General features: G+C 61.0%; 24 protein-coding genes. 11 read left to right on the forward strand and 13 right to left on the reverse strand.

Translation table 11 applies throughout. The annotated features are described in order from the left end of the window. Positions 1 to 125 precede the first annotated feature (125 nt). Entirely contained in the window at positions 126 to 3,185 is a 3,060-nt protein-coding gene (locus B5495_RS05480) for an AAA family ATPase (protein WP_079551975.1), read from the reverse strand. After that, positions 3,182 to 4,330 carry an exonuclease SbcCD subunit D gene (locus B5495_RS05485; protein WP_079551977.1) on the reverse strand — a complete coding sequence of 383 codons (1,149 nt, stop codon included), beginning with the start codon at positions 4,328 to 4,330 and terminating at the stop codon, positions 3,182 to 3,184. The genes B5495_RS05480 and B5495_RS05485 overlap by 4 nt, the downstream gene beginning before the upstream one ends. Before the next feature lie 110 nt (positions 4,331 to 4,440). On the opposite strand from B5495_RS05485, the gene B5495_RS05490 reads away from it, so the two are divergent. After that, positions 4,441 to 5,055, forward strand: a complete 615-nt coding sequence (locus B5495_RS05490) for a CDP-alcohol phosphatidyltransferase family protein (protein ID WP_079551978.1) — start codon at positions 4,441 to 4,443, stop codon at positions 5,053 to 5,055. 43 nt (positions 5,056 to 5,098) lie between these two features. Here the strand turns inward: B5495_RS05490 and B5495_RS05495 are convergent, their stop codons facing one another. Then, positions 5,099 to 6,007 (reverse strand): LysR substrate-binding domain-containing protein, encoded by a 909-nt coding sequence (locus tag B5495_RS05495; RefSeq protein ID WP_079551980.1) that lies wholly within the window; start codon positions 6,005 to 6,007, stop codon positions 5,099 to 5,101. Between the two features lie 186 nt (positions 6,008 to 6,193). On the opposite strand from B5495_RS05495, the gene B5495_RS05500 reads away from it, so the two are divergent. From B5495_RS05500 to B5495_RS05520, 5 genes are all read left to right on the forward strand, one after another. Further along, entirely contained in the window at positions 6,194 to 7,198 is a 1,005-nt protein-coding gene (locus tag B5495_RS05500) for a YeiH family protein (RefSeq protein WP_079551982.1), read from the forward strand. 281 nt (positions 7,199 to 7,479) lie between these two features. Beyond that, positions 7,480 to 8,484 (forward strand): FMN-binding glutamate synthase family protein, encoded by a 1,005-nt coding sequence (locus B5495_RS05505; protein ID WP_231897233.1) that lies wholly within the window; start codon positions 7,480 to 7,482, stop codon positions 8,482 to 8,484. Positions 8,485 to 8,540: 56 nt separating this feature from the next. Next, positions 8,541 to 9,959 carry an IS1380 family transposase gene (locus B5495_RS05510; protein ID WP_079550256.1) on the forward strand — a complete coding sequence of 473 codons (1,419 nt, stop codon included), beginning with the start codon at positions 8,541 to 8,543 and terminating at the stop codon, positions 9,957 to 9,959. A 244-nt stretch (positions 9,960 to 10,203) separates the two neighbouring features. Further along, a complete protein-coding gene (locus tag B5495_RS05515) occupies positions 10,204 to 10,677 on the forward strand; it encodes a glutamate synthase-related protein (protein WP_231897234.1) in 474 nt (157 codons plus the stop codon). A gap of 63 nt (positions 10,678 to 10,740) precedes the next feature. After that, entirely contained in the window at positions 10,741 to 12,516 is a 1,776-nt protein-coding gene (locus tag B5495_RS05520; protein ID WP_079551986.1) for a thiamine pyrophosphate-requiring protein, read from the forward strand. Between the two features lie 18 nt (positions 12,517 to 12,534). Here the strand turns inward: B5495_RS05520 and B5495_RS05525 are convergent, their stop codons facing one another. The 4 genes from B5495_RS05525 to B5495_RS05540 all read right to left on the reverse strand — a co-directional run bounded on the left by B5495_RS05525 (position 12,535) and on the right by B5495_RS05540 (position 16,258). Next, positions 12,535 to 13,542 (reverse strand): ArsA family ATPase, encoded by a 1,008-nt coding sequence (locus tag B5495_RS05525; RefSeq protein WP_079551988.1) that lies wholly within the window; start codon positions 13,540 to 13,542, stop codon positions 12,535 to 12,537. 27 nt (positions 13,543 to 13,569) lie between these two features. After that, positions 13,570 to 13,860 carry a cory-CC-star protein gene (locus B5495_RS05530; RefSeq protein WP_079551990.1) on the reverse strand — a complete coding sequence of 97 codons (291 nt, stop codon included), beginning with the start codon at positions 13,858 to 13,860 and terminating at the stop codon, positions 13,570 to 13,572. A 48-nt stretch (positions 13,861 to 13,908) separates the two neighbouring features. Beyond that, a complete protein-coding gene (locus B5495_RS05535) occupies positions 13,909 to 15,582 on the reverse strand; it encodes a carbon starvation CstA family protein (protein WP_079551992.1) in 1,674 nt (557 codons plus the stop codon). Positions 15,583 to 15,703: 121 nt separating this feature from the next. Continuing rightward, entirely contained in the window at positions 15,704 to 16,258 is a 555-nt protein-coding gene (locus tag B5495_RS05540; protein ID WP_079551994.1) for a YfaZ family outer membrane protein, read from the reverse strand. A gap of 293 nt (positions 16,259 to 16,551) precedes the next feature. On the opposite strand from B5495_RS05540, the gene B5495_RS05545 reads away from it, so the two are divergent. Continuing rightward, on the forward strand, positions 16,552 to 17,247 hold the full coding sequence (locus B5495_RS05545; protein WP_079551995.1) for an MgtC/SapB family protein: 696 nt from the start codon (positions 16,552 to 16,554) through the stop codon (positions 17,245 to 17,247). Positions 17,248 to 17,362: 115 nt separating this feature from the next. Here B5495_RS05545 and B5495_RS05550 read toward each other — a convergent pair whose 3' ends face one another. From B5495_RS05550 to B5495_RS05560, 3 genes are all read right to left on the reverse strand, one after another. Then, positions 17,363 to 18,706: a uracil-xanthine permease family protein gene (locus B5495_RS05550; protein ID WP_079551997.1), complete on the reverse strand. Its 1,344-nt coding sequence runs from the start codon at positions 18,704 to 18,706 to the stop codon at positions 17,363 to 17,365. Positions 18,707 to 18,803: 97 nt separating this feature from the next. Next, complete coding sequence (locus B5495_RS05555; RefSeq protein WP_079551999.1) at positions 18,804 to 20,153, reverse strand: 8-oxoguanine deaminase; 1,350 nt, start codon at positions 20,151 to 20,153, stop codon at positions 18,804 to 18,806. Positions 20,154 to 20,514: 361 nt separating this feature from the next. Then, positions 20,515 to 21,117 carry a glycine zipper 2TM domain-containing protein gene (locus tag B5495_RS05560; protein WP_079552001.1) on the reverse strand — a complete coding sequence of 201 codons (603 nt, stop codon included), beginning with the start codon at positions 21,115 to 21,117 and terminating at the stop codon, positions 20,515 to 20,517. A 386-nt stretch (positions 21,118 to 21,503) separates the two neighbouring features. Here B5495_RS05560 and B5495_RS05565 point away from each other — a divergent pair, with 386 nt between their 5' ends. Further along, positions 21,504 to 21,695, forward strand: coding sequence for a hypothetical protein (locus B5495_RS05565; protein ID WP_079552002.1), 192 nt, complete (start codon positions 21,504 to 21,506; stop codon positions 21,693 to 21,695). 58 nt (positions 21,696 to 21,753) lie between these two features. Here the strand turns inward: B5495_RS05565 and B5495_RS05570 are convergent, their stop codons facing one another. After that, entirely contained in the window at positions 21,754 to 22,710 is a 957-nt protein-coding gene (locus B5495_RS05570; RefSeq protein ID WP_172824529.1) for a GGDEF domain-containing protein, read from the reverse strand. A gap of 240 nt (positions 22,711 to 22,950) precedes the next feature. Between B5495_RS05570 and B5495_RS05575 the strand changes: the two genes are divergently transcribed. Next, complete coding sequence (locus tag B5495_RS05575; protein ID WP_079552004.1) at positions 22,951 to 23,502, forward strand: cysteine hydrolase family protein; 552 nt, start codon at positions 22,951 to 22,953, stop codon at positions 23,500 to 23,502. A 176-nt stretch (positions 23,503 to 23,678) separates the two neighbouring features. Here B5495_RS05575 and B5495_RS05580 read toward each other — a convergent pair whose 3' ends face one another. After that, positions 23,679 to 24,074 (reverse strand): hypothetical protein, encoded by a 396-nt coding sequence (locus B5495_RS05580; RefSeq protein WP_079552006.1) that lies wholly within the window; start codon positions 24,072 to 24,074, stop codon positions 23,679 to 23,681. A 60-nt stretch (positions 24,075 to 24,134) separates the two neighbouring features. Beyond that, on the reverse strand, positions 24,135 to 25,064 hold the full coding sequence (locus B5495_RS05585; RefSeq protein ID WP_079552008.1) for a GIY-YIG nuclease family protein: 930 nt from the start codon (positions 25,062 to 25,064) through the stop codon (positions 24,135 to 24,137). Between the two features lie 329 nt (positions 25,065 to 25,393). On the opposite strand from B5495_RS05585, the gene B5495_RS05590 reads away from it, so the two are divergent. Both B5495_RS05590 and B5495_RS05595 read left to right on the forward strand, forming a co-directional pair. Beyond that, a complete protein-coding gene (locus B5495_RS05590; protein ID WP_079552009.1) occupies positions 25,394 to 26,050 on the forward strand; it encodes a DUF3047 domain-containing protein in 657 nt (218 codons plus the stop codon). Then, on the forward strand, positions 26,041 to 26,691 hold the full coding sequence (locus B5495_RS05595; protein WP_231897235.1) for an inorganic diphosphatase: 651 nt from the start codon (positions 26,041 to 26,043) through the stop codon (positions 26,689 to 26,691). Before B5495_RS05590 ends, B5495_RS05595 begins: the two co-directional genes overlap by 10 nt. The last annotated feature ends 17 nt before the right edge of the window (positions 26,692 to 26,708 follow it).

The raw sequence follows: 26,708 nt of genomic DNA on the forward strand, positions 1-26,708 counted from the left end.
AAGCTAATGCACTTTCCCTTGACCCTGCTCAAACGTCTTATTGATTGTTTTCAGGTGATCAGCATTCACCATGCCCGTGGCAAGGTGGGCGTTGAGGTGGTGGCGTCACAGTTACAATAGCGGTGTTAAACGCCGTGAATGGCGACCGTACTGCCCCGCCGGCTGGTGCTGACGTCAACTCGCAGCGGCATCTGTTCTTTCAGCTCGCTAACGTGGGAAATAATCCCGATCATGCGCCCGCCCATCTGCAGCTCGCTGAGCGTAGCGATGGCCTGATCCAGCGCGTCCTGATCGAGGCTGCCAAAACCTTCGTCGATGAACAACGTATCCAGCTGAATGCCGCCGGCGTAGGCCTGCACTACATCGGAAAGCCCCAGCGCCAGCGACAGCGCCGCCATAAATGATTCGCCGCCGGAAAGCGTAGCCACCGGGCGATTTTTGCCGGTATAGGTATCGGCCACGTCAAGCTCCAACCCCGACGCACTGTTGCCGCCGGTAGGTTCGTCGCGGCGCACCAGCTGGTAGCGCCCGCGGCTCATGCGTACCAGGCGCGCTGACGCCTGTATTAACACGTCATCGAGCAGCACGCCCAGCACAAACCGTTGCAGGCTGACGCGCTTCCCCGTGCGCCCGTTGGCCACTTCGCTGAGCGTGCCCCACACGCGATACTCGGCTTCCAGCGCCTGCTGCTCGCGGTGCGCATCAACCAAGCGCTTTTGAGTGTGCTCCAGCTGATTATGCCGGGCATCAAGCTTGCGCCACGTCTCGTTTTCCTGGGTTTCCCACAGGCGCGCCTGCACGGCCTTTTCATGCAGCGCGTCTACATCCGGCGGCGCCAGCCCCGTAAGGCGCGCGCGGCTCGCGTCTAACTGGCCGTCGAGCTTGGCCAATGTGTGCTGGTAGTGCTCAACCTCAGCGCTTAGCCGCTCGCTTTCGGCGTCGTCCAGCCGCGCGTGTAAAAAGCCGTGTTCGTCGTCAAAGACGCTTTGAGAAAGCGCCTGCTGCCAGTCGGTGTCTGCCTGTTGAGTTGCCTCTTCTGCGCTAGATGCCCGATACTGCGCGCCGTCCTGTGCGGCTTCAGCGCGCGCCAGCTCGGTGGCAGCCTGCTGCGCGCCATCCTGTGCTGCCTGCCAGGCGTGTTCGCGCTGGGTAATGTCGCCGGTAATACTATCCAACTGCTCACCGAGCACCTCGAGCGTGGGCTGGCCTTCGGGCAGTGCGTTGCGCAACTGTTCACACTGGGCCTCCAAGCGCTGATGCTTAAGCTCGGCGTCTTTAAGCGCGGGCTCAAGCTGTTTAAGCGCCTTATCTTGGGTGCTCCAGCCGTTGCGCAGCGCGGCAAGCGTCTTGTGCTGCTCGGCTATCTGTTCGGCAAGCGCGGCGTGGCGGGCAGCATCACGCTGTTTGTCGCCGCACGCCTGTGCCACCGCTTCAAGCGGCTGGCTGGCCCAGTCGCCCAGCGCCTCAACGTACTCGCGTCGCTGCACATCGTGCTGCTCAAGCCGCTGGCTTAAAAGCTGCACGTGCTGTTTCGCCGCGTGTTCGTCGTTTAGCGCCTGTTCGTGGGCGTAACCGGCTGCTTCAACCGCTTCTTTCGTCACCGTGACGGCGTCTGCCACCGCCGGCGCGGGGTGCTCAAGGCCGCCGCACACCGGGCAGGGCGCGTTTGGCTCAAGCGTGCGGGCAAGCCAGGCGGCTTGGCCCTGATGCCAGCGCATGGCCTGCTCGGTCGCGTGGGTTTTGCCGCGTGCGGCATCGCGGGTGCGCTGCTCGGCGTCCGCGTGAGCCGTATCAAGCGACTCAACCAGCGGCGGGCGCCGGGCGTCGTGCTCGGCAAGCGTCTGGCGCTGGCGATGCAGGGCGTTCAGGTGGTGAAGCGCATCAACGCTGCCGGCAAGCGTCTGCTGTTCTGCCTGCGCTTTCTCAACCACCGCCCCAAGCTCCTCGCCCTGCTGGCGAATGCCGGCCTGCTGCGCCTCGGCATCGGCGTATTGCTGGTGAAGTGTGCGCCACGTCTGGCTGGCCGCATGGCTGTCTTGTGCGTGCCGGGTTAACGCGCGGCGCTGGTCGAGCGCATGGCTCAACGTGTTGTGCCGCTCGCGCAGTGCGGCAAGCCCGTCGTGACGTTCCCGCGCGGCGCCGAGCGTCTGTTGCGCCCGGGCGTTTTCCTCGCGGCGCAGGTTAACCGTGGCGGTGTCGCGCTCAAGCGTTTGCGCGGCGCTTTCAGCGGCCTGCTGCGTCTGATGCCGGGCGTTAAACGGCGCGGCGAGTGTCCGGGTTTGCTCATGCGCCTTGAGGCGTCCCTGAGCATTGTCGATGCGCGCCTCGTCTTGCACGTGGGCGGCATGCGCCGTTTCCAGTTTACGCTGCTGATCAAACAGCGCCTGATGCTCATGGCCGCTGTGTTCGGCGCGCTCGGCACGCTGGCGTTCGGCACGGGCGTTCGTCAATGCCGTTTTTGCCGCGTCAATTTGCGGCGCCAGCTCTGCCAACGCCTCTTCCAGCACGGCTTCGCTTTCGACGCCGCTGGCGTCGAGAATCCCCTGCATCCGCTGGCGGTGATCGCTCACCTCCCGCGTAATGCGATTGGCGCGTTCGCGCAGCCGCTCTTCAATGCGCGAGAACAGCCGGGTTTGAAACAGCTGCGAGAAAATCTGCTCGCGCTCGGCCGAACCGGCCAACAGCAGCTCGCGGAACTGGCCCTGGGGCAGCACCATTACCTGACGGAACTGCCCCGCATCCAGCCCCAGCAGCGCCTGCACCTCGGCCGTGGCATCGCTTACCTTGCGCGCCACCAGGCATTCGTCAACCTCGCCGTCAGCGTTCAGCCGCCACAGCTGAGCTTCGGGCTGTTGGGTGGTTGTGCCTTCGCCGCGCGCCTTGGGCCGTTCCTGCTGGGGCACGCGGCGGACACGATAGCGAGTGCCGCGCAGGCGAAAATCCAGCGTGACTTCGGTGAGCAGGCTAGCGGCGGCCTGATCGCAGCGCATCTGCGCAGGTTCGCGTTCGTTGCCCGTGGTCTGGCCGTAAAGCGCGAAGCACAGCGCGTCTAGAATCGAGCTTTTGCCTGCGCCGGTAGGGCCGTTGATCAAGAACAGCGGGCTTTTCCCCAGCGCGGAAAAATCCAGCGTCTGGGTGCCGGCAAAGGGGCCAAAGGCCTGCAGGGTCAGCAAAACCGGGGTCATTCGGCGGTCTCCTCGTCGCGGTTGAGCGTCTCGATCAGCTCGGTCACGGCGGTCTCTTGCGCCTCATCCATCACGTCGCCTTTTACCTGCTCGAAAAAGTCGCCAAACATGGCCAGCGCATTGAACCCGAGCCGTTCGCGGTCCAGCCGGGCATTACCGTGGATTTCCAGCATGCCGGGCTTTTCCAGATGCAGCACGTTGGGATACACCGCGCGCAGCTTGCCCATGGGGTCGAGAATCGCGTGGCGGTCGGTCAGGCGCACCATCAGGTAGTCGTCCGGGGCGGGGTCATCCGCCGCCTCAGCGATGATCGTCTCCAGCTCGCCTTCGAGCACGCGCACGTTGCGTTCTGGCGTGAGTGCGACGTGGGCGATGTTCGTCACGCCGCTGGCGTCCATGTCCACCAGCGTCACGCCCTTGTTATGGCTGGCCTCGGAGAAGCTGTATTTCAGCAGCGAGCCGCTGTAGCGGATGTGGGCTTCGCCGCGATATTGCGGGCCGTGCAGATGGCCCAGGGCGACGTAGTCAAAGTTACGCATCGGCGCCCAGGCCACGCTTTCGGCGCCGCCCAGGCTCAAGGGCCGTTCGGAGTCCGACGCGCTGCCGCCGGCCACAAAACAGTGGCTCATCAGCACGGCGTGGCGCTTAGGGTCGCGATGTTCGTCAATCCGCTCAAGCAGGTAGCGGTGCGCGGCGTCAAAGTCGCGCACGTCAGCGCCAAAGTGGCTGCGCACGTGTTCGGGGTCGGCGTAGGGAATGCCGAACACGTCGACCTCCACGCCGCCGGCGGCAAGCGTCACCGGGGTAAAGGCGGCGTCCAGCTCCGAAATAATATGCAGCCCGGACTGGCGCAGCTGGCGGGCGCCAAAGCCCAGCCGGCGCGCACCGTCGTGATTGCCGGAAATCATCACCACCGGCAGGCCGCGCGTCTCGCATAAAGCGAAAAGCACGTCATCAAGCAGCGCCACCGCGGCGGCCGGCGGCACCGAGCGATCGTAAATATCGCCGGCGATCAGCACGGCATCGACCTGCTCGCGGTCAACAATGGCCAGCAGCTGGTCGAGAACAAAGCGCTGATCGTCCAGCAGCGAAAGATTGTGCAGCAACCGGCCCAAATGCCAGTCGGCGGTGTGCAATAGGCGCATCCCGGCCCCCGTGAGTGATGTAGCGTGTGGCGCCAGTTTAGCGCCGCCGGCGGCTCTGGTATACGCTGCGCCAGCGCATCGCTTCTCCATGACCATAAAGGAAGGTTCTCATGCTCGACCGCTTCACCATGCCGCTGACCCACCGACCGTTGGAACGGCTGGCACGCCTGTTCCACGGCCGGCTGACGCCCGATCAGGTGACGTTTGGCGCCTTTATCATCGGCATGGCCGCCCTGCCGCTGCTGGCGTTTGAGCACTACGGCTGGGCGCTTTGCGTTATTGTGCTCAACCGCCTGGGCGACGGGCTGGACGGTGCGCTGGCGAGGCTTGCGGGGCAGGTGAGCGACGCCGGCGGGTTTCTCGATATCGGGCTGGATTTTGTCTTCTACGCCGCGGTAGTGCTCGGCTTTGCGCTGGCCGACCCCGCCGCCAACGCATTGGCAGCAGCGTTTTTGCTGTTTTCCTTTATCGGCACCGGCACGTCGTTTCTGGCCTTTGCCATCGCTGCTGGCCGGCGCGGCATCGAGCGCCCGCGCTTTCTGCAAAAGGCCTTCTACTATATGGAAGGGCTGACCGAAGGCACCGAAACCGTGGCAGCACTGGTGTTATTTTGCCTGTTTCCCGAGCAGTTTGCGTGGATAGCCACGCTGTTTGCACTAGCCTGCCTGATCACCACCGCGACCCGGCTGTGGGGCGGCTACCGTGCCTTGAGCCTTGAGCCATGAACATGCGTCAGACGCGTAGCGCCGGCGTGCGCTGCTCAACCACTCACTGTTCGGTCAAAAAGACCTTGAACGCCTGCCACAGCGGGCTTCGATAGCGATCGGGATGCCATACCAGAGAAAACGTGCGCGACAGCGAAAGGCTATTCTCCAGTGCCACCAGCTCGCCGCGCTCAAGCTCGCCGGCCACGCTCAGGTGCGACAGGCAACCAAGGCCGAACCCCGCCATCACCGCCTGCTTGATCGCCTCGTGCTGGCTTAACTTCATGCGCACAGAAAGCCGCTTGACGTGATGGAGCACCGCCGCCTCAAAAACCTCCCGCGTGCCCGAGCCGGTTTCGCGCAGGATCCACTCGGCCCCGGCAAGGTCGGCGTCGCTTAGCGGCTGCTGCGTCTGTTGTTGTGACTGCTGCTGCGCCAGCGGGTGGCTAGGCGCGGCAATGATCACCAACCGGTCTTCGCACCAGGCTTCGCTTTGTAAGCGCGGCTCGTGGCAACGTCCTTCGATCAGGCCGATATCGGCGTCAAAGCGCAGCAGGTCGTTAATCACCTCGCCGGTATTGCGCAGGCGCAGGCGTAAGTCCACGCCCTGATGGGCGTCGCTGAAGCGCCCCGCCAGCATGGGTAGCAGGTAGGTGCCAACGGTCGCGCTGGCCGAAATGTTGAGCGTGCCGCGCAAGCGCCCGTCGGGCTCTTCGGCGGCAGCGACGAAATCGGCCATGCCGTCGAGCAGGCGCTCGGCGCGGGGCAATAGGTGGCGCCCCATGTCGTTTAAGCGCAGCTTACGCCCCGGGCGCTCGAAAAGCCCGACACCCAGCTGGCGCTCCAGCTCCCCCAGCGCCTGACTGGTCGCCGACTGCGACAGGCTCAAATAGCGCGCGGCCGCCACCACGGTGCCCTCCCGGGCCACGGCCACAAACACCTGCAGCTGGCGAAACGTGACGGCATGGCTCATAACAAACGACTCATAACAAACGACTCATAACAAACGACTCATGGCAATACGCTCTTCAACGGCCTTTCACTCCTTGTCGATAATCGCTTATCGGTTTTACCGAACAGTTATATATTTATTTCATGATAACCATATAACGACCAGCCGCATAGAATAGCCACAGACGTACACTCAAGGAGCACCGCCATGTGGCAAGGTCTTATTCTCTGCGCCGCCCTGACCCTTGCGGGTTTTGGTATTTCGCTGCTGCCCGGCATTAGCGACAGCGGCGTTAGCCCGCTGGTCTTTTCACTGCTGCTGGGGCTGGTGCTGGGCAATCTGCCCGCTGCTCGCGGCCTTGCCACTGCGGCCAAACCGGGGCTGGGGTTTGCCACCCGCTGGCTGCTGCGCGGCGGTATCGTACTATTTGGCTTCTCGCTGACCGTTCAGCAGATTTTTGTGCTGGGTCCGAAAATCATCCTGCTCGATGTGCTGGTGATTACCAGCGTGCTCACGGCGGGCTACTTCATCGGTACGCGGATCCTGGGCATGGATCGTGAAACCACCCTGCTGACCAGCGCCGGTAGCGCGATTTGCGGCGCCGCGGCGGTACTGGCGACGGAATCTACCATTCGCTCGCGCCCGGCGGCGGCATCCATGGCGGTAGCCACCGTAGTGCTGTTCGGCTCGTTGGCCATGCTGGTGCATCCACTGCTTTATCCGCTGACGCACATGAGCGAGGGGCTTTACGGGGTGTACATCGGCGCCACCGTTCACGAAGTGGCCCAGGTGGTGGCCGCCGGCGACGCGGTCGGCCCCGATGCCCTGACCAACGCCATCGTGGTGAAGCTGGTGCGGGTGATGCTGCTGGTGCCTTTCCTGCTGATCGTCGGCCAGTGGTGGCTGCGCAAAAACGCGACCCCAACGGAAGGCCCCGCTGGCGAAACAGCCAAGCTGACCATTCCTTGGTTTGCCTTCGGCTTTATGGCCATGGTCGGGGTCAACAGCGTCATTACGCTGCCCGAAGCGCTGCAGAGCGCGCTGATTCTTGCCGGCCAGATCGGCATGACCATGGCCATGGCAGCACTGGGCTTTGAAACGCGCATTGAAAAGCTCAAAGCGCTGGGCATCCGCCCGTTTATTCTGGGGCTTATCCTGTTCGTTCTGCTGATTGTCGGCGGCGGCGCGGCAAGCCAGCTTTTAATGGGATAATCCGTTAATATCAGCGTCACCAAGCGGCCCCAGCGGCCCCAGCGGCCGCTTTTGTGTACCCGCACCCCTAAGCAGCGAATTGAAGGTGTGCGCTGATAAGCGCACTATATTCGCTTTAAGCTGACTAACGAAACGACGATCCACCGACTCACCAGTGACTAACGAGAGGCGCTATGTTCGGCTACCCACGACTGATTTATTACGTATTTTTATGCCTGACCGCCATTGTAGGAATAGCGGTTGCTTTTTTGGCGCCACACTGGCTGTGGCTTTGGTGCGTAATGCCGGTACTTGCTGCCATCGGCGCCTGGGATCTTAACTCCACCAGTAACGTGCTGCGCAACTATCCCGTTATTGGTCACATGCGCTATCTGTTTGAGTTTATTCGCCCCGAAATGCGTCAGTATTTTTTTGAATCCGACGTCAGCGGCCGGCCGTTCAACCGCGCCCAGCGCGACATCGTCAACAGCCGGGCGCGGGGCAACGGCGATACCTCACCGTTCGGCACCCGACGCGACATGGAAGACACCGGCTTTCACTTCGTGCAGCACTCCATGGCGCCCAAATCCGTCCATATACGCTACGCGCGCCTGACCATCGGCAATGCCCAGTGCGCTCAGCCCTACGACTCCTCGCGGCTTAACATCTCGGCGATGAGCTTTGGCTCGCTGTCGGGCAACGCCGTGGCGGCGATGAACAAGGGCGCCAAGATCGGCGGTTTTGCCCAGGACACCGGCGAAGGGGCTATCAGCCCCTACCACCAAGAACACGGTGGCGACTTAATCTGGGAAATTGCCAGCGGCTACTTTGGCTGTCGCAACGACGACGGCTCATTCAACGCCGAAAACTTTGAGAAAAAAGCCCGCTTGGATCAGGTCAAGATGATCGAGCTCAAGCTCTCGCAAGGTGCCAAGCCAGGCCACGGCGGCCTGCTGCCCGGCTCCAAGGTGAACCGTGAGATTGCCAGCACCCGCGATATACCGGTCGGCCAAGACTGCGCCTCTCCGGGCACCCACCCCGAATTCAGCACGCCCACCGGCATGTTGCAATTTCTCCAGCGGCTGCGCGAACTCAGCGGCGGAAAGCCGGTGGGTTTCAAGCTGTGCCTGGGCCGGCGTCAAGAGTTCATGGCGGTATGCAAGGCGATTATTGACACCAACATCGTGCCCGATTTTATTACCGTCGACGGCGCTGAAGGTGGCACAGGGGCTGCACCCACGGAGTTTTCCGACTTTATCGGCACCTACCTCAACGAAGCGCTGCCCTTTGTGCATAACCCCGCCTAATTCACCGGGCTGAGACAGAAAAGAAGATGGCGAGCAGTTTCTCTTGTAGAATCAAGATGTTCCTGAACGAACACAATTCAAGAGGACCACTCGCCATGGGTGAAAGCTTATCCCCCTGGACCCCGTCATGCAACGGGTCCATCCGCGTCGAGCTCAGCGGCCATCGCACCACCAGCGACAGCGGTGCTTTGCTGTTGCGTGAAGCCCTCGACAACAGCGGCATGATCGATGCGCTGGACGACCATCTGGTCGATCACCGCGACCCGGATCGCGTCCGCCACTCGTTAGCCAGCCAGCTGCGTACCCTGGTGCTGCAGCGTTCGATGGGCTGGATCGACCTCAGCGATACCGATACGCTTCGCCGTGACCCGCTCTGGCAGCTAGCCTGCAGTGATGCCCGCGGGACAACGCCGTTGGCTCAGGACCGGCCATCTCAAGCGACGCTGTCGCGGCTGCTGACGTGCCTGGGCCGCGACGACAATATCGATACCGTGCATGAGGGCCTGCTGCGGCTGGCGGTCTGGCGACTGACCTCGCTGAACGGCGGCGAACGCCCCGAGCATCTGACGCTGGACATCGACGGCTTGCCGATCGACGTTCACGGCCACCAGGGCGGTTCGGCGTTTCATGGACTTTACGGGGCCAGAATATACTCGCCTTTGGTGGCCTCGCTGGCAGAGACCGGCGACATGGTGGGCGGCCTGCTGCGTGAAGGTAACGCCGGCCCAGCCGAGAATGCCGATACCTGGATCCCACATCTGGTGCGGCGACTCAACGAGAGCACCGGGGCCAAGGTCAAGGTGCGCATCGACGCCGGCTTCACCGACAACGACACGCTTGAGGCGCTGGAAGATCGCGACATCGAGTATCTGGGCCGGTTGCGCAGTCATACGGGCCTGCAGACACTGGCAGCGCCACATCTGAAGCGGCCACGCGGCCGGCCCCCCGAGCAACCTCGGGAATGGTGCCATGACCTGGCGTACCAAGCCGGTACCTGGCCGGCGCCGCGGCGCGTGGTGCTGGTGGTACAAGAGCGGCCCGATGATCTGCTGCTGCATGCCTTCTTTTTGGTCACCAATCTCGGCAAGTTCGACTGGCCGCCGGAAAAGGTCCTGGCGCTTTATCGCAAGCGCGGCAGCGCCGAAGCCCACATGGGCGAGGTGAAGTCGTCGCTCGATATGCATCTCTCCTCGACTGATCGCGGTGTCTCCACCGTCCAGGACGTCATGGCCCGCAACGAGGTAAACCTGCTGCTGACTCTCTGCGCTTATCAGGTGCTACACGGGCTGCGTTGCCTGTTGGAACGACAGACCCGGCAGGGCTGGAGCCTGAAGCGGATGCGCGAGCAGGTGCTCAAGGTGGCCGCCACGCTGACAGTGCACGCCCGGCGTATCACCGTGCACCTCGGCGATGCCGCCGACAAATGGTGGCCATCCTTACTGAAGGGGTTGCCGCGGCTGACGGCATTGACCTGACACGTCGCATTACTCAGCCTTTTCCAGCAGACAAAACGGCCACTATGGAGGCCGACGACCACGGCTGCGCCGTCACTCGAAACCAATGAACTTCAGTTATAAATATCACGGCATTGATACGATAAAGCTATGTGCTAATCGGCTACTCAGCGACCGTATGACATAAAAGCCGGTCGGTCCCGGTCACCACGGGACGTAAAACGCTCGTTCGGCGTCCTGATGAATAAGGCGGGATAACACCTTGGTGGGTATCGGCAAGCGCGACGAGATCACCGTGATCGCCAGCGGCAAGGTGGCGATGGGTTTTGACATGGTGGAAAAGCTCGCCCTCGGCGCGGACATGTGCAACGCTGCCCGCCCGTTCATGTTCTCGGTCGGCTGCATTCAGGCGCTGCGTTGCCACACCAACACCTGCCCCACCGGCGTTACCACCCAGAACCCGGCGCGCAGCCGCTCGCTTGACGTGGACACCAAGGCCGAACGGGTACACAACTACCACAAGGCCACCATCGCCTCGTTCATGGATATTGTCGGCACGCAGGGGCTGGATAGCCCCGACGAGCTCGGCCCCCAGCATATTTTCCGCCGCTCGCTCAAAGGCCCGTCGCGCCCGTGCACCTCCCTCCATCCGACGATTGAAGCCGGTGCGTTTCTACGCAATGAGGTGCCGGAAGAATACGCTGAGGCCTGGCAGCTAGCCAGAGCCGACCACTTTTAGCACCGCGACGGCCGCACAGCATGTGCGGCCGTCTTTTTTCATCGGTGAAGAAGGAGCTAGCGAATGACCGATACCGTCAGTGATTTTATCGTCAAACGGCTACGCGAGTGGAACATTCACCGCGTTTACGGCTACTCAGGCGACGGCATCAACGGCATGATGGAGGCTCTGCGCCGCGCCGAGGGCAACCCGCGCATGGTACAGCCGCGCCACGAGGAGCTGGCCGCCTTCATGGCCAGCGCACACGCCAAGTTTACCGGCGAGGTAGGCGTATGTATTGCCACCTCGGGCCCGGGTGCCGTGCATTTGCTCAACGGCCTTTACGACGCCAAGAAAGACCACATGCCGACAGTGGCGATTGTCGGCCAACAGGCGCGTATGAGCCTGGGCACCGACTACCAGCAGGAAATCGACCTGCTCTCGCTCTACAAGGACGTAGCCGGTGACTACGTCCATATGGTCAGCGACCCGGCGCAGGCGCGCCATCTGATTGATCAGGCCATCCGCATCGCCATTGCCCGGCGCACGGTCACGGCCATCATCGTACCCAATGACGTGCAAGACCTGCCCATGGTCAACCCGCCCCGCGAACACGGCGCGGTATTTTCCGGCAGCGGCTATCGTATACCGCACACCCTGCCCGATGCCGCCGACCTTAACGACGCCGCCGAGCTATTAAACGCCGGTAAAAAAGTCGCTATTCTCGCCGGCGCCGGCTGTAAGCATGCCGTTGACGAAGTGCTTGCGCTTGCCGACAAGCTCGGTGCGGGCGTAGCCAAGGCGCTGCTGGCCAAAACCATGTTCTCCGACGACGTCGAATATGTGACCGGCACGGTGGGTCTTTTGGGCACCGAGCCTAGCGCCGACATGATGGCCGGCTGCGATACCCTGCTGATGATCGGTACCCGCTTCCCCTACGCCGAGTTCCTGCCCGTGGAAGGCCAGGCGCGGGCGGTGCAGATCGACATCGATGCCGAAGCGCTGGGCATTCGCTACCCCACCGAGGTCAATCTGGCAGGCGATGCCCGCGGCACGGTGGCGGCTCTAACCGAGCGAGTCTCGCGCAAAGACGACCGCAAGTGGCAAAATACGCTGATCGAGAAAACCCGCGACTGGTGGGCGCTGATGGACAAGCACGCCCAAATCAAGGCCGACCCGATCAACCCGCAGGCGGTATTTGCCGGGCTTTCACGCCAGATGCCAGAGAAGGCCCTGCTCGCCTGCGACGTGGGTTCGGGTACTAACTGGTACGCCCGCCATTTGAAAATAAAGCGCGGGGTGATTGGCTCGGTATCCGGTGGGCTGGCGTCAATGGGTAACGGCGTGCCCTACCTGATTGCCGCCAAGTTCGCCTACCCCGAGCGCCCGGGGATCGCCATGGTAGGCGACGGCGCCATGCAGATGCTGGGTAACCAGGGGCTGATCAGCCTGGCGAAATACTGGCAGGAATGGGACAACCCCACCGCCGTGGTGCTGGTGCTCAACAACCGCGATTTGAGTCAGGTCAGCTGGGAACAGCGAGTGATGGAAGGCAACCCCCGCTTTGCCACCTCGCAGGATGTTCCCGACTTCGCCTACGACGAATACGCCGAACTTTTGGGGTTGAAAGGCCTGCGGCTGGAGCGCCCCGAGGATATCGAACGCGTTTGGGCTGAGGCGCTGTCGGCCGACCGTCCGGTGGTCATCAACGCCTACACGGATGCTGAAATCGCCCCGCTGCCGCCGCACATCAGCTTTGAGCAGGCCAAGGGCTTTATGAGTTCGATGTTCAAGGGCGACGCCGACGCCAAGCACGTCATCACCGAGTCCATGCGCCAAGTGGCGGCTAAATGGTTTTAAGGTCTAGAGGGTTTTAAGCTAGAAACCGGCCTGTTCGAGGTGACCGGCTAGCTCCTCAAGAATCTCCAGCCCCTGAACGTCGGTTTCCAGCATCGGCAGGCGGGGGCGCGGATAATCCCCCAGCTCCCGGTCAATGCGCGCGAGGTACTGCGCTTCCTGTTCGCGGCGGCGGCGTAAAAACTCGCCGTCGGCATTTTCGGGAATGACGCGGTTCACCAGCGTTGCCGCCACGGGAATCCCCGCTTCTTTCAGCGCCGCGACCGAACGCCCGGTTTCCAGAATCGGCAACCGCTCCGGCGTCATCACGAAAATAAAGTTGCTGACGGCGCTGTCTTCCACGGCGCGGCGCGCCTGCATAAATAGACGGCGCCGGCGCTTCAGGGTATCGGCGATCGAGCGGGCGCGGTCATCAAGGTCGCTGTCGGCGTCCTGGGTGGGATCGGCAAACGGCGAGGCAATGTCCTGGCCACCTTTGGGCGTCAGGTGTTTGAGCACCTTACCCAACTCTTCCGATTTACGACTGTGCGCCAGCAGCCCATCGGTCCAGGCGGCCATGGCTTCGGGCAGGCTCAACAGGCGCAGCGTGTGGCCGGTGGGCGCGGTATCGAAGACGATCAGGTCATACCCTTCGCCCTCTTCGGTGACCAGCCGCGCGATGCGCTCCAACAGCGCCGCCTCCTGGGTGCCCGGCGACTGGCGCGAAAGACGCATCTGGCGCTCCATTTCGTCCATCATCCGCGGCACGGTAAAGCGGCGCATCTGGCTGGTAACGCGTTGCAGGTGCGCCTCGACCTCAGCGTCGGGATCAATCTCCATCGCATCAAGGTCAGGCGCCAACCGGCGCGGCGCATCGCCCAGCGCGCGGTCAAACACATCGCCCAGGCTGTGCGCCGGGTCGGTGGATACCACCAGCGTTTTGCGCCCGCGCTTCGCAGACAAAAGCGCAAGCGAAGCCGCCACGCTGGTTTTGCCCACGCCACCCTTGCCGCCCACCCACAGCAGACGGCGATCAAGAAGTTGTTTCATGGTTGGCCTTTCGGGATTGTAAAAGAGTCAGCAACAGCGAAAATCATCCAGCGGCGAATGCTCCATGCCCATGCGCAAATGCCAGTCGTGAAAACGCTCAAGCATCAGCGGCTGCAGTTCGATGGTGTAATAAGCGACCGGATTGGGCACGCCCATCAGTTCGGAAAACACCATGAGCATGAACAGATCGTCTTCGTCGCGTTTGGCACGGGCGATAGCGCCCCGATACGGGGCGCTGTAATACTCTTCGGCAAGATAACGGGCCTGGCTGAGCCAGGCCTTGAGTTTTTCCCGCCGTGAGAGGTCGTCGTCACGCATAAGACCTCCTTGATACAGGACGTGTTAGCACAGTGTCAGAAGACAGTGTCAGGAGGTGGCGTCGACTTTTTCCTGACGCACACGTTTAAGCGCTGCGGCGCACTCCATCGCCACTAGAATCGAGGCCACCAGCACCACGATATCCAGCCCCAGCAGGAAGTAGTTTTCGGCTTCGTAGAAGCTTTTCAGCTGGGCAAACAGCGCCAGCACCGTCATCACCATCAAGAAAATCAGCGGCGCCAGGGTGTACCACATGGGGCGGCCCAGACGCACCAGTATCACCGTGACCACCAGCAGCGTAAGCCCTGCCAGCAGCTGGTTGGTGGTGCCAAACAGCGGCCAGATGATCAAGCCACCGGAGCCATCTGCACCGGCACCAAAGGCCAGCACCAGGCAGGAGACGACCGCCAGAAGCGTCGCTATCGCGGGCTTTTTCATCCACTGCTGGTTATAGATTTCGCCCCATTCCTGGAAGATGTAGCGCTGCAGGCGCAGGCCGGTATCCATGGTGGTGCCGGCAAACAGCGCGGCCATCACGGTCAGAAGCGTGGCTGCAGTGGTTTCCGGCAGGCCAATGCCGTTGCTGATGATGTAGGCGCCGCCTTCCACAAAGGCGTTAACGCCGCCCTTGCCGAATGCATCGTACATGGCGCTCCACTCACCGTAGGTGGCAAAGCCGGCGGTGGCGGCAAGAATCGCGCCCAGCGCCAGCATGCCTTCACCCACCGCGCCAAAGTAGCCAACAAAGCGTGCATCAGTCTCTTTATTAAGCTGTTTGGACGTCGTACCGCCAGCCACCAGACCGTGGAAGCCGGAAATGGCCCCGCAGGCAATAGTGACGAACAATAGCGGCAGCATCGACGGCGTGCCTTCGGGCAGGTTGGTGTTGTACATCGGCGCGACCAGCGCGGGGTTGAACATCACCAGCGCGCCGTAAAGAATAATCAGACCGATAAACAGCTGCAGGCCGTTGATGTAATCGCGCGGCTGCAACAGCATCCACACCGGCAACAGCGAGGCAATGGCGGCATAGCCAAACAGGATCAGAATCCATACGGCGTTACCCGACAGCGCGCCCACCTGCTCGGGCATTTGTACCGGCACCGACGGCCCGATACCGATCAGCGCATACAGCGCGACCACGCCAATTACCGAGACGACCGCCAGGCTCAGAATGCGCCGGTAAATCAGCTGTCCAATAATCAGCGCCACCAGAATCGCGCCCCAGACCGGTACCACCGCGCTGGAGAACTTCATCATCAGCCCGGCAATCACCACGGCAAATACCGCGTTAACCATCAGCAGCAGCAAAAAGATCACGATCATGAACACGCTGCGCGCGCGTTTACCGACCACATCCCCGGTCAGCGAGCCCACCGAACGCGCCTTGTTGCGCACGCTGGCCCATACCGCGCCGGTATCGTGCACGCCGGCAAACACCACGGTGCCGATGCTCACCCACAAAAAGGCCGGCAGCCACCCCCAGATCACCGCAATAGCCGGCCCCACAATGGGCGCGGCACCGGCTACCGAGGTAAAGTGGTGGCCCCAGAGCACGTAGCGGTTGGTGGGCACAAAATCCACACCGTCCTCGAACTCGTGAGCCGGCGTTTTAAAGTCCGGATCAAGCCGGAATATCTTCTCGGCGATAAATTTCGAGTACACAAAGTACCCAAGCGCCATCAGGCCAAGCCCCAGCGCCAGCAAAACGACTGCACTCATCGTGACGTTCCCTATAGCGATTTAATGTTTTTATACATCTGCCTGTTCCACAGAGGCCAACACGATAATCAATCGCCCGCACTGGTGTCACGTTAAAAAATGAGTCAATCCGGCCAGTCGCTTAAAACCCGACGCTAACGCCAAATACCGCACCGCTATCCAGCGTGCGCGCGCTCTGGTTATCAAACTCGGTGCGGTAGTAACGGTAACCGCCGAAGGCATAGGTCTGCGAGGTCAGCTTAATGCGCGCTTCGGCGCCGTAATCATAGCTTTCCTTGAGGTTGCCCTGAGTCAGCCCTTCGGGCGTATAAAAGCCGTAGCCACCCAGCTTGAGCAGGGGAATCGGCGTGGGGATAAACACCGAGCCGCCAAGCCCTACGCCGCCGCCATTACCGTAGTAGGTATCCTGATACTGATAGCGGGCGCCCACTTCAACATCAAACAGCGGCAGCGGCGGTAAAAACATCAGCGAGCCGGAATACACATCCGCGTGGTGGCCGCTGTCATCCGAGGTAAAGTATCCCACCCCGGCGCGTATCGTGGGCAGTATCGACTGGCTGGCCTGAACGCCGTAGCCGTTTTCGTGAGCATTGGCCGAAAAACTTAGCGCCATAGCGCTCTGGCTGAAAGCAAACAGCGCCGCTGAAGCGAGTAGCACACCGGATTTTTGGAACATGGCATGATTTCCTGGCAAAGATGAAGTTAACCGTGACGTATCAGCGACGTACGCTGATGCGCAATTATCATACACTTATGTATGTATAACGCCATGAAAACCGCTCGTTGGCGCACGAAAGACAAACCACCACCGCCGCACTATGCTACTGAAGTGATGCTTTCAAATGATGAGTTTCTTACGTACCTGGCTGCTTACGTGCGTATGTTTACACGCTCATGCTTACGTTCGCCGGCTTAAACCTTCATGCTGAAAACGCCTCATGCGCAAACCCTCACGGCAAGGAGACGCCGATGTCTGACGATGCTTTTACGATTTTGCTCTACCTCGGTGCCGCATGGCTGGCCGGCAGCCTGATTGGCCTGGAGCGCAGCTTTCACGGGCGCCCGGCGGGTTTTCGTACCCACGCACTGGTGTGTGCGGCCTCGGCGCTATTGATGCTGGTTTCCACGCACCAGGCTCAGTGGGTAGACCCGAGCCTGCCGATGTCGTCGATCCGCGCCGACCCGACCCGCATGGCGCAGGGCATCATGACCGGCATCGGCTTTCTTGGCGCCGGCGTGATTTTCAAGGAAGGGCTGACGGTGCACGGCCTGACCACCGCCGCGTCGATCTGGATGACGTCGGCGCTGGGCATTCTGTTCGGGGTAGGGTTTATGTTTCCCGCCGTGGTGGCAACGGTCGCCACGCTGCTGACGCTGTCGCTGTTTCGCCGTGTGGAATCGCTGATGCCAAGCGAGCTGTTTGCCGATCATGAGCTTTGCTACCCCATCGACGCTGTGGAAGAGGAGGATCAGGTACGCCGCATGATTACCGAGCACGGCTGCAAGGTCAGAACCATGAGCTACCGGCTGAGTAATAATGGTCAGCTGTTTCACTACTATATGGTGCTGCAGACCCACGACCGCAAAAACATCGCCCGGCTTGCCACTCACCTGCGCCAGTCCAGCACGATTTTGGAATACCACCTGTCACCCACCGGCGGGTAAAACGTCCCTTCAACGCAAAAGCGCCCGCTACCGTATGCCGATAGCGGGCGCTTTTGATTCATCACTGCATTGCGTAAAGGCTCATTATCAAGGATTTATTTTTAAGCCCTTGGCCTTAAACGCTTTCGGCGCCCTCGGTATGGTGAGGCAGAATCAGGTTCAGGACAATGGCGATCAGTGCACCGGGAATCAGGCCGGATTCGATAATCGCGCGCACGTTTTCCGAATACGCCGAAAACAGCTCCTGCTGCGCCGGCAGGCCAATGGCTGCGGAAAGCGAAAGCCCGATGATCACCATGTTGCGCTTGTTGAACTCGATGCCGCTAAGCATCTTGATGCCCGCGCTGGCAATCATGCCGAACATGATCAGCACCGCCCCGCCGAGTACCGCGCTGGGAATGCTGGAGACCACGCCACCCATTTTGGGGAACAGCCCCGCCAGCACCAGAAACGTCCCGCCGATGGCCACCACGTAGCGGCTAACCACGCCGGTCAGCGCGACCACGCCGACGTTCTGGCTAAAGCTGATTTGCGGGTAGGCGTTGAAAATGGCGGCGAAGACGCTGCACAGCCCGTCGGCCATGACGCCACCGGAAAGCTCTTTCTCAGTCGGTTCGCGGTTCAGTCCGCCCGCCGTGGTGCCGACGATATCGCCGATGGATTCCGCACAGGTCACCAGCGACAGCAGCACCACCGGCAGGATGGCCGCCAACTTGAACTCTATGCCAATGGCCAGCGGCACGGGCAGGGAAAACCACTCGGCCTTGCCCACGCTGGCAAAGTCCACGGCGCCCAGCAACAGCGCTGCCACATAACCAACAATCAGCCCGGCCAGCGGGGCGATTTCCGACCAAATGCCCCGGCCGAACTGGTGCATGACCACGGTGACGATCAGCACCACCGATGCCATGATGAGATGGCGAGGCGCACCAAAGTCGCTCGCCCCGAAGCCGCCGCCGATGTAGGCAAAGGCGACCGGCATGAGCAGCATCCCGATCATGATCACGAACGTGCCCGTGACCACCGGCGGAAACAGAAACCGGAACCAGGGCAACAACAGCCCCACCACTGCCATGGCCAAGCCCCCACACAGCGCTGCTCCCAGGGCGGCGGGCACGCCCATACCGACGGCAATGGGAATCAAAATCGGCACAAAACCAAAGCTGGTGCCCATCACGATGGGCAGTCTTGCCCCAATGCGGCCAATGCCCAGCGACTGGATCAGCGTCGCCACCCCGGCCACAAACATCGCCGCCTGAATCATCAGCGTGGTCTTGGCCTCGGAAAGATCAGCGGCGTTAGCGATGATAATAGGCACCGTCACGTTGCTGACAAACATTGCCAGCACGTGCTGAATGCCCAGCGGAATGGCCTTGCTCCAGGGCGGCATGGCGTTTACAGCATTGGTGCTGGGAGCCGACGCATTCGCGTCATGGGATAGCGTATTAACTTCAGACATCGAAATGTCTCCTGCCAGTTTCCATTGTTGTTATAGGCGCCGGCGTTGGCCCGGCGCCGTTTGCGTCGTCATCGTGTTGTCGGAGAGAAAAATACCACTAGGCGCGCAGGCGCCGGGCAGCGGCATCATGGCGGTGCAGCAGTGCATCCAGATCAACATCGCAGGGCGCGCCGTCTTGCACTTTCCAGCGCCCAGCAACCATCACGCGATCCGCCCGGTGAGCCCCGCATAACAGCAGCGCGGCCAGCGGGTTTTCAGCGCCGGAAAAGCGCGCCTCATCCAGCGTAAAGAGCGCCAGATCAGCCTGCTGGCCGGGCTCCAGCCCGCCAATGTCGTCACGCCCCAGGCACGCCGCGCTGCCTTGTGTGGCCCAGCGCAGCACCGTTTCGTGAGACAGCTGATCAGCGCCGTAACGCAGCCTTCCGAGCAGCAGCGCCTGACGCATTTCTTCGGCCAAATTGGAGTGATCGTTGGACGCCGAGCCGTCTACGGCCAGCCCCACCGGCGCACCGGCACGCTCCAGATCCAGCGTGCGACACATGCCAGAACCCAGCACCATATTGGAAGACGGGCAGTGGGCAATGCCGGTGCCCGCCTGCCCCAGGCGCTGGATTTCGTCGTCGTTGAAATAAATGCCGTGGGCCAGCCAGGTGCGATCAGACAGCCAGCCGCAGTCTTCCAGATAGTCCAGTGGGCGCATGCCGAACAGTTTCTCGCAATAAGCGGTTTCGTCCTGGGTTTCGGCCAGGTGGGTATGCAGGCGTACGTCTTTATCACGGGCCAGCTGAGCGCTGTCTCGCATCAGCTCGCGGCTAACCGAAAACGGCGAACACGGCGCCAGCGCAACGGTCACCATCGCGCCTTCGCCACGCTGGTGATAGCGCTCGATCAGCCGCTCACTGTCCTTGAGAATGGTCGCTTCGTCCTGCACCACGGACTGCGGTGGCAGCCCGCCCTGATCCTTGCCTACGCTCATGGAACCGCGGGTCAGCGAGGCGCGCACGCCCAGCCGCTCGGCCGCTTCGACCTGACGATCAATGGCGCCGGTCAGCTTGCCCGAAAACACGTAGTGATGGTCGGCCACCGTGGTGCAGCCGGACATCAGCAGCTCGGTCATGGCCAGCTCACTGGCCAGGCTGAGCTGCTCTTCATCCAGCCGTGCCCAGACGTCGTAAAGCGTGGTCAGCCAGGGGAATAGCGCCTTGTTAAGCGCCGGCGAATACGCCCGGGTCAGCGTCTGGTAGAAATGGTGGTGGGTGTTCACCAACCCCGGCAGCAGCACGTGCTGGGAGGCATCAAACACCTCGTCCACCGGTGTTTCAGGGCACATACCGGCGGCCACTTTTTCGATGATGCGCGTGCCGCGTATCACCACGCCACCCCGTGCTTCTTTATCAAGGCAGTCCAGCGGGTTACGCACCCACAAGGTACGAGTGTTATCGGTCATGAAAACTTTCCTCATCAGGAAAGACCGCCCTCCGTAGTGACGAAGGGTTACCCACGGCTGTGGTTCAGGTGCCTTTCAGGTACCGGAGGCAGTCGTTCAACGTTGCGTCGTGTTTCACCACACCTTGTGTATCGCGCGTTAGCGCAGCTTGTTGTGTGCGATGAATCCCGAGTCTCACTCAAAGCTGACCGAAAGGTCAACTACTCATTTTTATTCTTCCCGCGAACGTTAGTTCATGAATTAACAATGGACAGAGATTATTTCGCTACGCGCAGGCCGGCGGATGCGGCCACGTTCTGAAACCAAAAAACCCGCCTGGCGGCGGGTTTTGCATCAACAGCGCAGGCTATTGCACGTCCTGCTACCCTTCGCGCGTATTGCGCCAGTCGGGCGAGCCGTTTTCCAGTAGTACGCGTTCACCGTCAGGCTTGTTCTCAAGGCGAGTAGTGCGCACGCTTTCACCGTCGCGCCATGAGACGTCGTAGCCTTCGGTTTCCTGGTGGGTGTCTACCACCGTGCGGCATTCTTCACGGGTGACCGTGCGCGTCTGCGGCTGAGACTGCCCGGCCTGGGCACGCTGCCGGTTTTCCACCCGATCCTGCACCTCGCGCCCGGCCAGGGCACCGCCGATGGCACCGGCAGCCGTGGCAATTTTCTTGCCGCTGCCGCCGCCCACCTGATTCCCCAGCAGGCCACCAACTACGGCACCGGCGGCCGAGCCCAACAGCTTGTTCGGATCGCTGCTTCTCGCTTGTGGCTGCGACTGCTGCTGAACGGGCTGCTGTACCTGCACGTTTTCGCACACTTCTCGCGGCGTCTCGACGGTGCGGGTCAGCGCCTCCACGTCAACAATCTCGGCGTAACGCGGCCCGTCGGGCTGTTCCTGAATCTGCCACGCGCCAAATGCCAGGCCACCCAGCCCCAGTATCGCAAGCGTTGACCCTACCACGATGGATTTGCTCATCATTACTCTCCCAGGCGCGAGCCTTGTGTCTGTTCGCTAGCGTATGTGCTTAGCGTGATGACCAGAGAATACCCAAGCCCGAGCACACCTTGAAGGCATGCACGCAGATTTCACAAAGTTTGCCGAAGTGAGGCGGAATTAACACAGCATCGCCACGACACGCCCAAAACGCCTGACGCATCCCCCAAGTGCTTGACACCCGGCGCACGACTTTTTATGGTTGATGCTCAACAGATGCAGCAGCACCGCCGATTTAAGCAACCAACTTGCGGGCGGAATACAAATACAGCTAAAGCGGCGTACGGCTTCATTCCCCTGGGTCGGCGCTAGCCGAACTTTTCTGTGCCGCGCCTTAGCCGCAGCACGCAGGGGTAAAGGAGCCGACCATGACCCATCGTACCCAGCCGCATCACAACCGCCCTTCCAGCAGCCTCGCGTATCTTGCCGCGCTTGATCTCTCAAGCGACGATCTCGTGCGCCCAGCGCTTTGCAACGCCGCTATTCTTGCAGGCCGTGCCTGCCGATCCGCGACGAGCGATGAACGGACGGAAAAAAGCCGAGCCGTGCAGTCCGAATAATGGCCACTCCAAGCAGGGAACATGCAATTTCGCCTCCGAGCCGGCCGGAGGCGTCGAGCTACTGCAGAGAGCGGCGTGATGCCTTCTCCTGATACATACTGCGATCTGCCTCGCGAACGGCATGCTGGAGCCCGAGCTGGGGTTGGCGTGTCGCCCAGCCGATAGACGCCATAATGCCGGCATGGGCAAGCGCCTCACGAATACGGTCGACGACGTTATTCAGCTCGAGGCCATTGCACTCCACGCAGAGCACGCCGAATTCATCGCCGCCAAACCGGGCGACAATGTCGCCCTGACGCACGGCACTGTTCAGTACTTGTGCCGTACGGCGCAGCAGGTCGTCCCCCGCGGCATGCCCTTGGGTATCGTTGATTTCCTTGAGGTTATCCAGATCAAGCACCGCAATACCAGTGGGACTGCCGTACCGGCTGGCCCGCGCTTCTTCATGGGCGATCACGGACTCCCAGCCGTGGCGATTAAAAATCCCGGTCAGGCAATCAGTGATGGCATCACGCCGACTGCGCTCCAACATCCTCTCCTGCTCGACCGTTCTGAGCTCGTGAGACAAAATAGTTCCCAACAGCTTGCCACACAGTTCAATCAAGGGCAGCTCGTTTCGAAGCGACTCCGCCTGCTCTTTGGGATCGATCGCACAGAGCGTACCGAACAGGCTGCCGTCGTCCTTACACACGGGAACGCCAATATAGGCCCCGATTTCAGCCTGTTCATTGATCAACGCCTCGACAAACACGGGGATTTCGGCGGAGCTGGGGGCAACTCTTGGCCCGTCACCGCCCACCATGCGCGAGCAGAAGCTGTCCGCCCATTGAAAAACAGCCCCGTCCTGTATGCCATACGACCGGTCATCAGCCTGCAGCACGATCCACTCGGCCCCCTCTGTCCTGGTCATCATCCACAGGCCCATGTCGATGCGACCTCGAAGAAAGCCAAGCACGGCGCGGCTTGCCGACTCGAACCCCTGGAAAGGCAGCATATCCAGCGTCGTTTGTCCCATTGGCTCCCCTCCCGTCGACCAGAAATAAGTGAGACGCGTATTTCGCGACCTGAGTGAGAAAGTCCGCACGGCGGTGTGCCGCCAGCACGGTTCACTTTTATCCTTAAGATACGGATATATGATAGAGAAACCAATTTCTTATTGGCAGCAGGCCGCACAACCGCTGCCTCACGGGTTGCCCTTCTTCATCGGCTCGTCCCACTATGGTAAGCCATAGCCCACTCATCACAGGAGCGCCACATGAGCCACAAGGCCTTGCTGAATATCGACTACACCCACGACTTTGTCGCCGACGACGGCAAGCTTTCCTGCGGCGCGCCGGGGCAAGCACTGGAAGACAGCATCGTCGGGATTACCGAAGCGTTTATCCAGGCCGGCGATGACGTCTTCTTCGCCATTGATGCCCACCTGGACGATGACCCTCATCACCCGGAAGCCAAGCTTTTTCCGCCGCACAACATTATGAACACTGCCGGGCGCGACCTCTACGGCAAGCTCGCCGGCGTCTACGACCAGCACAAACATCTGCCCTACGTGCACTATTTCGACAAAACCCGCTACAGCGCCTTTGTCGGCACGCCGCTTGAACTCAAGCTACGCGAGCGCGGCATTACCCAGCTGCATCTCGTGGGCGTTTGCACCGACATCTGCATCCTGCACACGGCGATGGATGCCTACAACAAGGGCTTTGACATCGTTGTTCATCGCCAAGGCGTTGCCAGCTTCAATCAGGCAGGCCACGACTTTGCGCTTGAGCACGTTAAAAACGTGCTGAGTGGGAAGGTGGTGTAGGAAAGACGACGAATGCAGAGCGGGCCGCATAGCGACATGCTTCAAACACCAAGCGCCTCAATTTCCTCACGGCCACGCACCCGACCATAAAGGCCAATCAGCCCTTTAGGACCGAGCATCGAGAGCCTGACGACGGGCAACTGAGTTTTGGCAAAGCCATCATATATGGCTTTCTGCTACTGTTTCCTGGTAAGCAAACCAATACGGATCGGCGTGTAGTGCTCGCCCAACTCAATCAGCAAAAGCTGGTTCCAGCTTGGCGTCAGGCGCACGCTGCGACCGCGCTGATTCTCTTGGGTGATGGCCTTTACCTGAATAAAAGCATCGCCTTCGATCAGATCATAGCCAGGATTAGACAGCCCCTCGGCTTTACATGGCGCATAGCCCAAGGCCTCCAGAAAACGCATGCCGAGGAACTCGCCGATACGGCCAATGATATTACCGTTGCCGCCAATGCGTTCCGGCACCTCGCGACCCAGCGCCAATAGCGCTTTGCGCGCTTGGAGATAATTCTCAATCGCGGACTTGATGTCGGCGTCCCTACTTTGGATAGGCACGGTAAGTTGATTCATCTCATAACGCTCCATGTCTTTATGATCTGCATCATCAATACGAATGTGACAGTACCTTTTCTATTTGCTTGCTTCTCTGACCGCCTCACTCACCTGCTGGTCCTGCCAGTCGCCGTAGGTCAAACCGCTTTCTTCCGTCTTCCAGGAAGTCCGTCCGTTGGCGCTACGGCCCGACACTACCGCAGCAGCTGCACTGGGGCTGTTAAAACTCTGATCTACGTTGAAGATCTTCGTACCGTTACTTTCCGTCAGCACCCCATCCTCGCAAAGCTGATTATAGAGGCTCTGATAGCCACGCTCAGTACCGGCCCAGGCACCACGGGCCAGGGAGCCTTTGAAGACGTAAAATTCACCGTCAATTTCCTGGCTTGTGGCACGGATGCCGTGCCGCGGCACTTCCAAGGTGAAATGGGGGGACACCTCGGGTTCCGTCGCTAGCGTCGCTTCAGGTTCTCTTGAGGGACGGGCTGTCTCGCGCAGAAAATCCAACCCCAGCACCGGCAGCACGGTGCGGATCTGCTCCGCAAAGAATGCCATATCGGCACGATCCGACTCAGGCAGACTGATGTATTCGTGGGCGGTGCCATTCATCAGCCTGCAGCGGCCGATTTGGCCAGCACTCTGGATCAGCAGGCTTTCCAAATATTTGACGTGTGCCTTGGTGAGGTTCTGGTCTTTACTGGTCACCAGGCACACTTTCTCCCAGAAGTCCTTGCCACCCTTGTCTTCCGGGCGGTTATGCTGCTTGAGCCGCGTGCCGACGTCGTCGCTTTCGCCGATGTAAATCAACGGCCGCAGGCTATTCTCGGGGTCAGGGCCGATAAGGAAGTAAATTCCGGTGCGTCCGCACTCCGGACGCTGCACTAGCTCACTAAGCTTGCTGCGCGGGCTAGTGAGCACGCGGCCAGTCCAGTTCATGATCTCCGCGGTAAGCAGGCCGTTGGGCGTGCCATCCACCAGAAAAAGTCGAATACTGCGTCCCTGAATCATGAGCCTTCCTTCGATTAATCGGTCGCGCGCGGCTCAACGAGCATTAGCACCTCCTGAGAAGTGGCATTCTCGGAGAAGCTTCATTGACGATGCAGCCGCACTCACGTAAATGCTGAAAATGGCAAAAGGGCCACATGATACACAGCGCCGAAGGTAGCTTGCAGGATAAATACCGCTCGCCGTACGCGGAAAGCCGGCGCTGCCAAGCTCACCCCGCTACACTGTTTTTGCGTGACTGTTTGTACGTAACTGATTGAACGTGCGGTTCAGCATCTTCCACGTGCTGAGCCACGCCACCGCCCCACTTCTTCTCGCCAAGTGAGTGAATCATGATCAAACCCTTTTACCCCTGCTGCCTGATAATGCTACTGGCAGCTCCCGTCATTGCGGAAGATGACCTGACGTTCTCACCGTACGAGATCAATGCCTGGCCGACACGCTCCTTCGAGGGAGAAACCGGCTATCGAGTCGTCGAGCGGGAAGGCACCCCACTCCTCCAGGCCAGCGCCCAAAAACAGGCCTCGGCCAAATACCTGGAACGCGAGATCGACCTTGGAAAAACGCCTTACCTGCATTGGTGCTGGCAGGTATCGGGCATCTATAAAGGCCTCGACGAAACGCAAAAATCCGGTGACGATTACCCGGCCAGGGTCTATGTAGCCCGCAAAACGGGGCTGCTGCCCTGGCAAGTGGAATCGGTGAACTACGTGTGGGCCTCAAGCCAGCCGGCCGGCACAAGCTGGCCCAACGCTTTTACCTCACGCGCCCAGCTGCTGGCCCTGCAAAGTGGCAAAGCCCGCGTGGGCGAATGGGTGGCCGAAGTGCGGGATATCCGCGACGACTATCAACGGCTCTTCGGAAGCAGCCCGGACAGCATCGACGGCCTCGCCCTGATGAGCGATGGCGACAATACCGGCGGCAATGCCACGGCATGGTTTACCAAGCTTGGCTTATCCGCCAGCCCCGAACCGCCGGAGTGCCCGTAAGCCGAGAACCGGCTGTCATCAGGGCGTCATGGCACGCAGTTAACGTCTCTCGCCGTACGCTGCCCCCGGCCGCCGGCCTGCTCGCCGCCTCTGCCGCCCACGCCCAGAACGTGTTCGACTACCCCCAGACCGACGACGCCCCGGACACCTTTCACGTGGTCAACGAAATCCCCGCCGGCAGCTTCACCAAGTACGAAATCAACGCCGACAACGGCCAGCTGATCGTCGACCGCTACGTTTCGATGCCGGTGCGCTACCCGGCCAACTACGGCTCAATCACCAGCTCCACCGGCGGCGACAACGACCCGCTGGACGCGCTGGTCATCACCCGGGACGCCATCTACCCCGGTGCGGTCATCAAGGCCCGCGCCATCGGCGTGCTGCGCATGATTGACGACGGCGAAGCCGACGACAAGATCATTGCGGTGCCGGCAAGCGACGTGGACCCGACCTACGCCGACATCAAGGAAATGGCCGACCTGCCGAAGATGGACGCCGAGCGCCTGAACGCCTTTTTCCGCGTCTACAAAAACCTCCCCGACGGCGGCGACATCCAGCTTGACGGCTTTGGCGACGCAAGCGACGCCCGGGAAATTCTCACACAAGCCTTCGACGCCTACGCAAAGGAACACGGCGAGTAAGCACCCGCTTCAGCCCG

Source organism: Vreelandella subglaciescola (genome assembly GCF_900142895.1).
Classification (GTDB): Bacteria; Pseudomonadota; Gammaproteobacteria; order Pseudomonadales; family Halomonadaceae; genus Vreelandella; species Vreelandella subglaciescola.

What these genes read in the sequence shown, in the direction of transcription:
- B5495_RS05480 (WP_079551975.1), bottom strand. Translation starts at nt 3,185, where the DNA reads ATGACCCCGGTTTTGCTGACCCTGCAGGCCTTTGGCCCCTTTGCCGGC.
- B5495_RS05485 (WP_079551977.1), bottom strand. Translation starts at nt 4,330, where the DNA reads ATGCGCCTATTGCACACCGCCGACTGGCATTTGGGCCGGTTGCTGCAC.
- B5495_RS05490 (WP_079551978.1), top strand. Translation starts at nt 4,441, where the DNA reads ATGCTCGACCGCTTCACCATGCCGCTGACCCACCGACCGTTGGAACGG.
- B5495_RS05495 (WP_079551980.1), bottom strand. Translation starts at nt 6,007, where the DNA reads ATGAGCCATGCCGTCACGTTTCGCCAGCTGCAGGTGTTTGTGGCCGTG.
- B5495_RS05500 (WP_079551982.1), top strand. Translation starts at nt 6,194, where the DNA reads ATGTGGCAAGGTCTTATTCTCTGCGCCGCCCTGACCCTTGCGGGTTTT.
- B5495_RS05505 (WP_231897233.1), top strand. Translation starts at nt 7,480, where the DNA reads ATGCCGGTACTTGCTGCCATCGGCGCCTGGGATCTTAACTCCACCAGT.
- B5495_RS05510 (WP_079550256.1), top strand. Translation starts at nt 8,541, where the DNA reads ATGTTCCTGAACGAACACAATTCAAGAGGACCACTCGCCATGGGTGAA.
- B5495_RS05520 (WP_079551986.1), top strand. Translation starts at nt 10,741, where the DNA reads ATGACCGATACCGTCAGTGATTTTATCGTCAAACGGCTACGCGAGTGG.
- B5495_RS05525 (WP_079551988.1), bottom strand. Translation starts at nt 13,542, where the DNA reads ATGAAACAACTTCTTGATCGCCGTCTGCTGTGGGTGGGCGGCAAGGGT.
- B5495_RS05530 (WP_079551990.1), bottom strand. Translation starts at nt 13,860, where the DNA reads ATGCGTGACGACGACCTCTCACGGCGGGAAAAACTCAAGGCCTGGCTC.
- B5495_RS05535 (WP_079551992.1), bottom strand. Translation starts at nt 15,582, where the DNA reads ATGAGTGCAGTCGTTTTGCTGGCGCTGGGGCTTGGCCTGATGGCGCTT.
- B5495_RS05540 (WP_079551994.1), bottom strand. Translation starts at nt 16,258, where the DNA reads ATGTTCCAAAAATCCGGTGTGCTACTCGCTTCAGCGGCGCTGTTTGCT.
- B5495_RS05545 (WP_079551995.1), top strand. Translation starts at nt 16,552, where the DNA reads ATGTCTGACGATGCTTTTACGATTTTGCTCTACCTCGGTGCCGCATGG.
- B5495_RS05550 (WP_079551997.1), bottom strand. Translation starts at nt 18,706, where the DNA reads ATGTCTGAAGTTAATACGCTATCCCATGACGCGAATGCGTCGGCTCCC.
- B5495_RS05555 (WP_079551999.1), bottom strand. Translation starts at nt 20,153, where the DNA reads ATGACCGATAACACTCGTACCTTGTGGGTGCGTAACCCGCTGGACTGC.
- B5495_RS05560 (WP_079552001.1), bottom strand. Translation starts at nt 21,117, where the DNA reads ATGAGCAAATCCATCGTGGTAGGGTCAACGCTTGCGATACTGGGGCTG.
- B5495_RS05565 (WP_079552002.1), top strand. Translation starts at nt 21,504, where the DNA reads ATGACCCATCGTACCCAGCCGCATCACAACCGCCCTTCCAGCAGCCTC.
- B5495_RS05570 (WP_172824529.1), bottom strand. Translation starts at nt 22,710, where the DNA reads ATGGGACAAACGACGCTGGATATGCTGCCTTTCCAGGGGTTCGAGTCG.
- B5495_RS05575 (WP_079552004.1), top strand. Translation starts at nt 22,951, where the DNA reads ATGAGCCACAAGGCCTTGCTGAATATCGACTACACCCACGACTTTGTC.
- B5495_RS05580 (WP_079552006.1), bottom strand. Translation starts at nt 24,074, where the DNA reads ATGAATCAACTTACCGTGCCTATCCAAAGTAGGGACGCCGACATCAAG.
- B5495_RS05585 (WP_079552008.1), bottom strand. Translation starts at nt 25,064, where the DNA reads ATGATTCAGGGACGCAGTATTCGACTTTTTCTGGTGGATGGCACGCCC.
- B5495_RS05590 (WP_079552009.1), top strand. Translation starts at nt 25,394, where the DNA reads ATGATCAAACCCTTTTACCCCTGCTGCCTGATAATGCTACTGGCAGCT.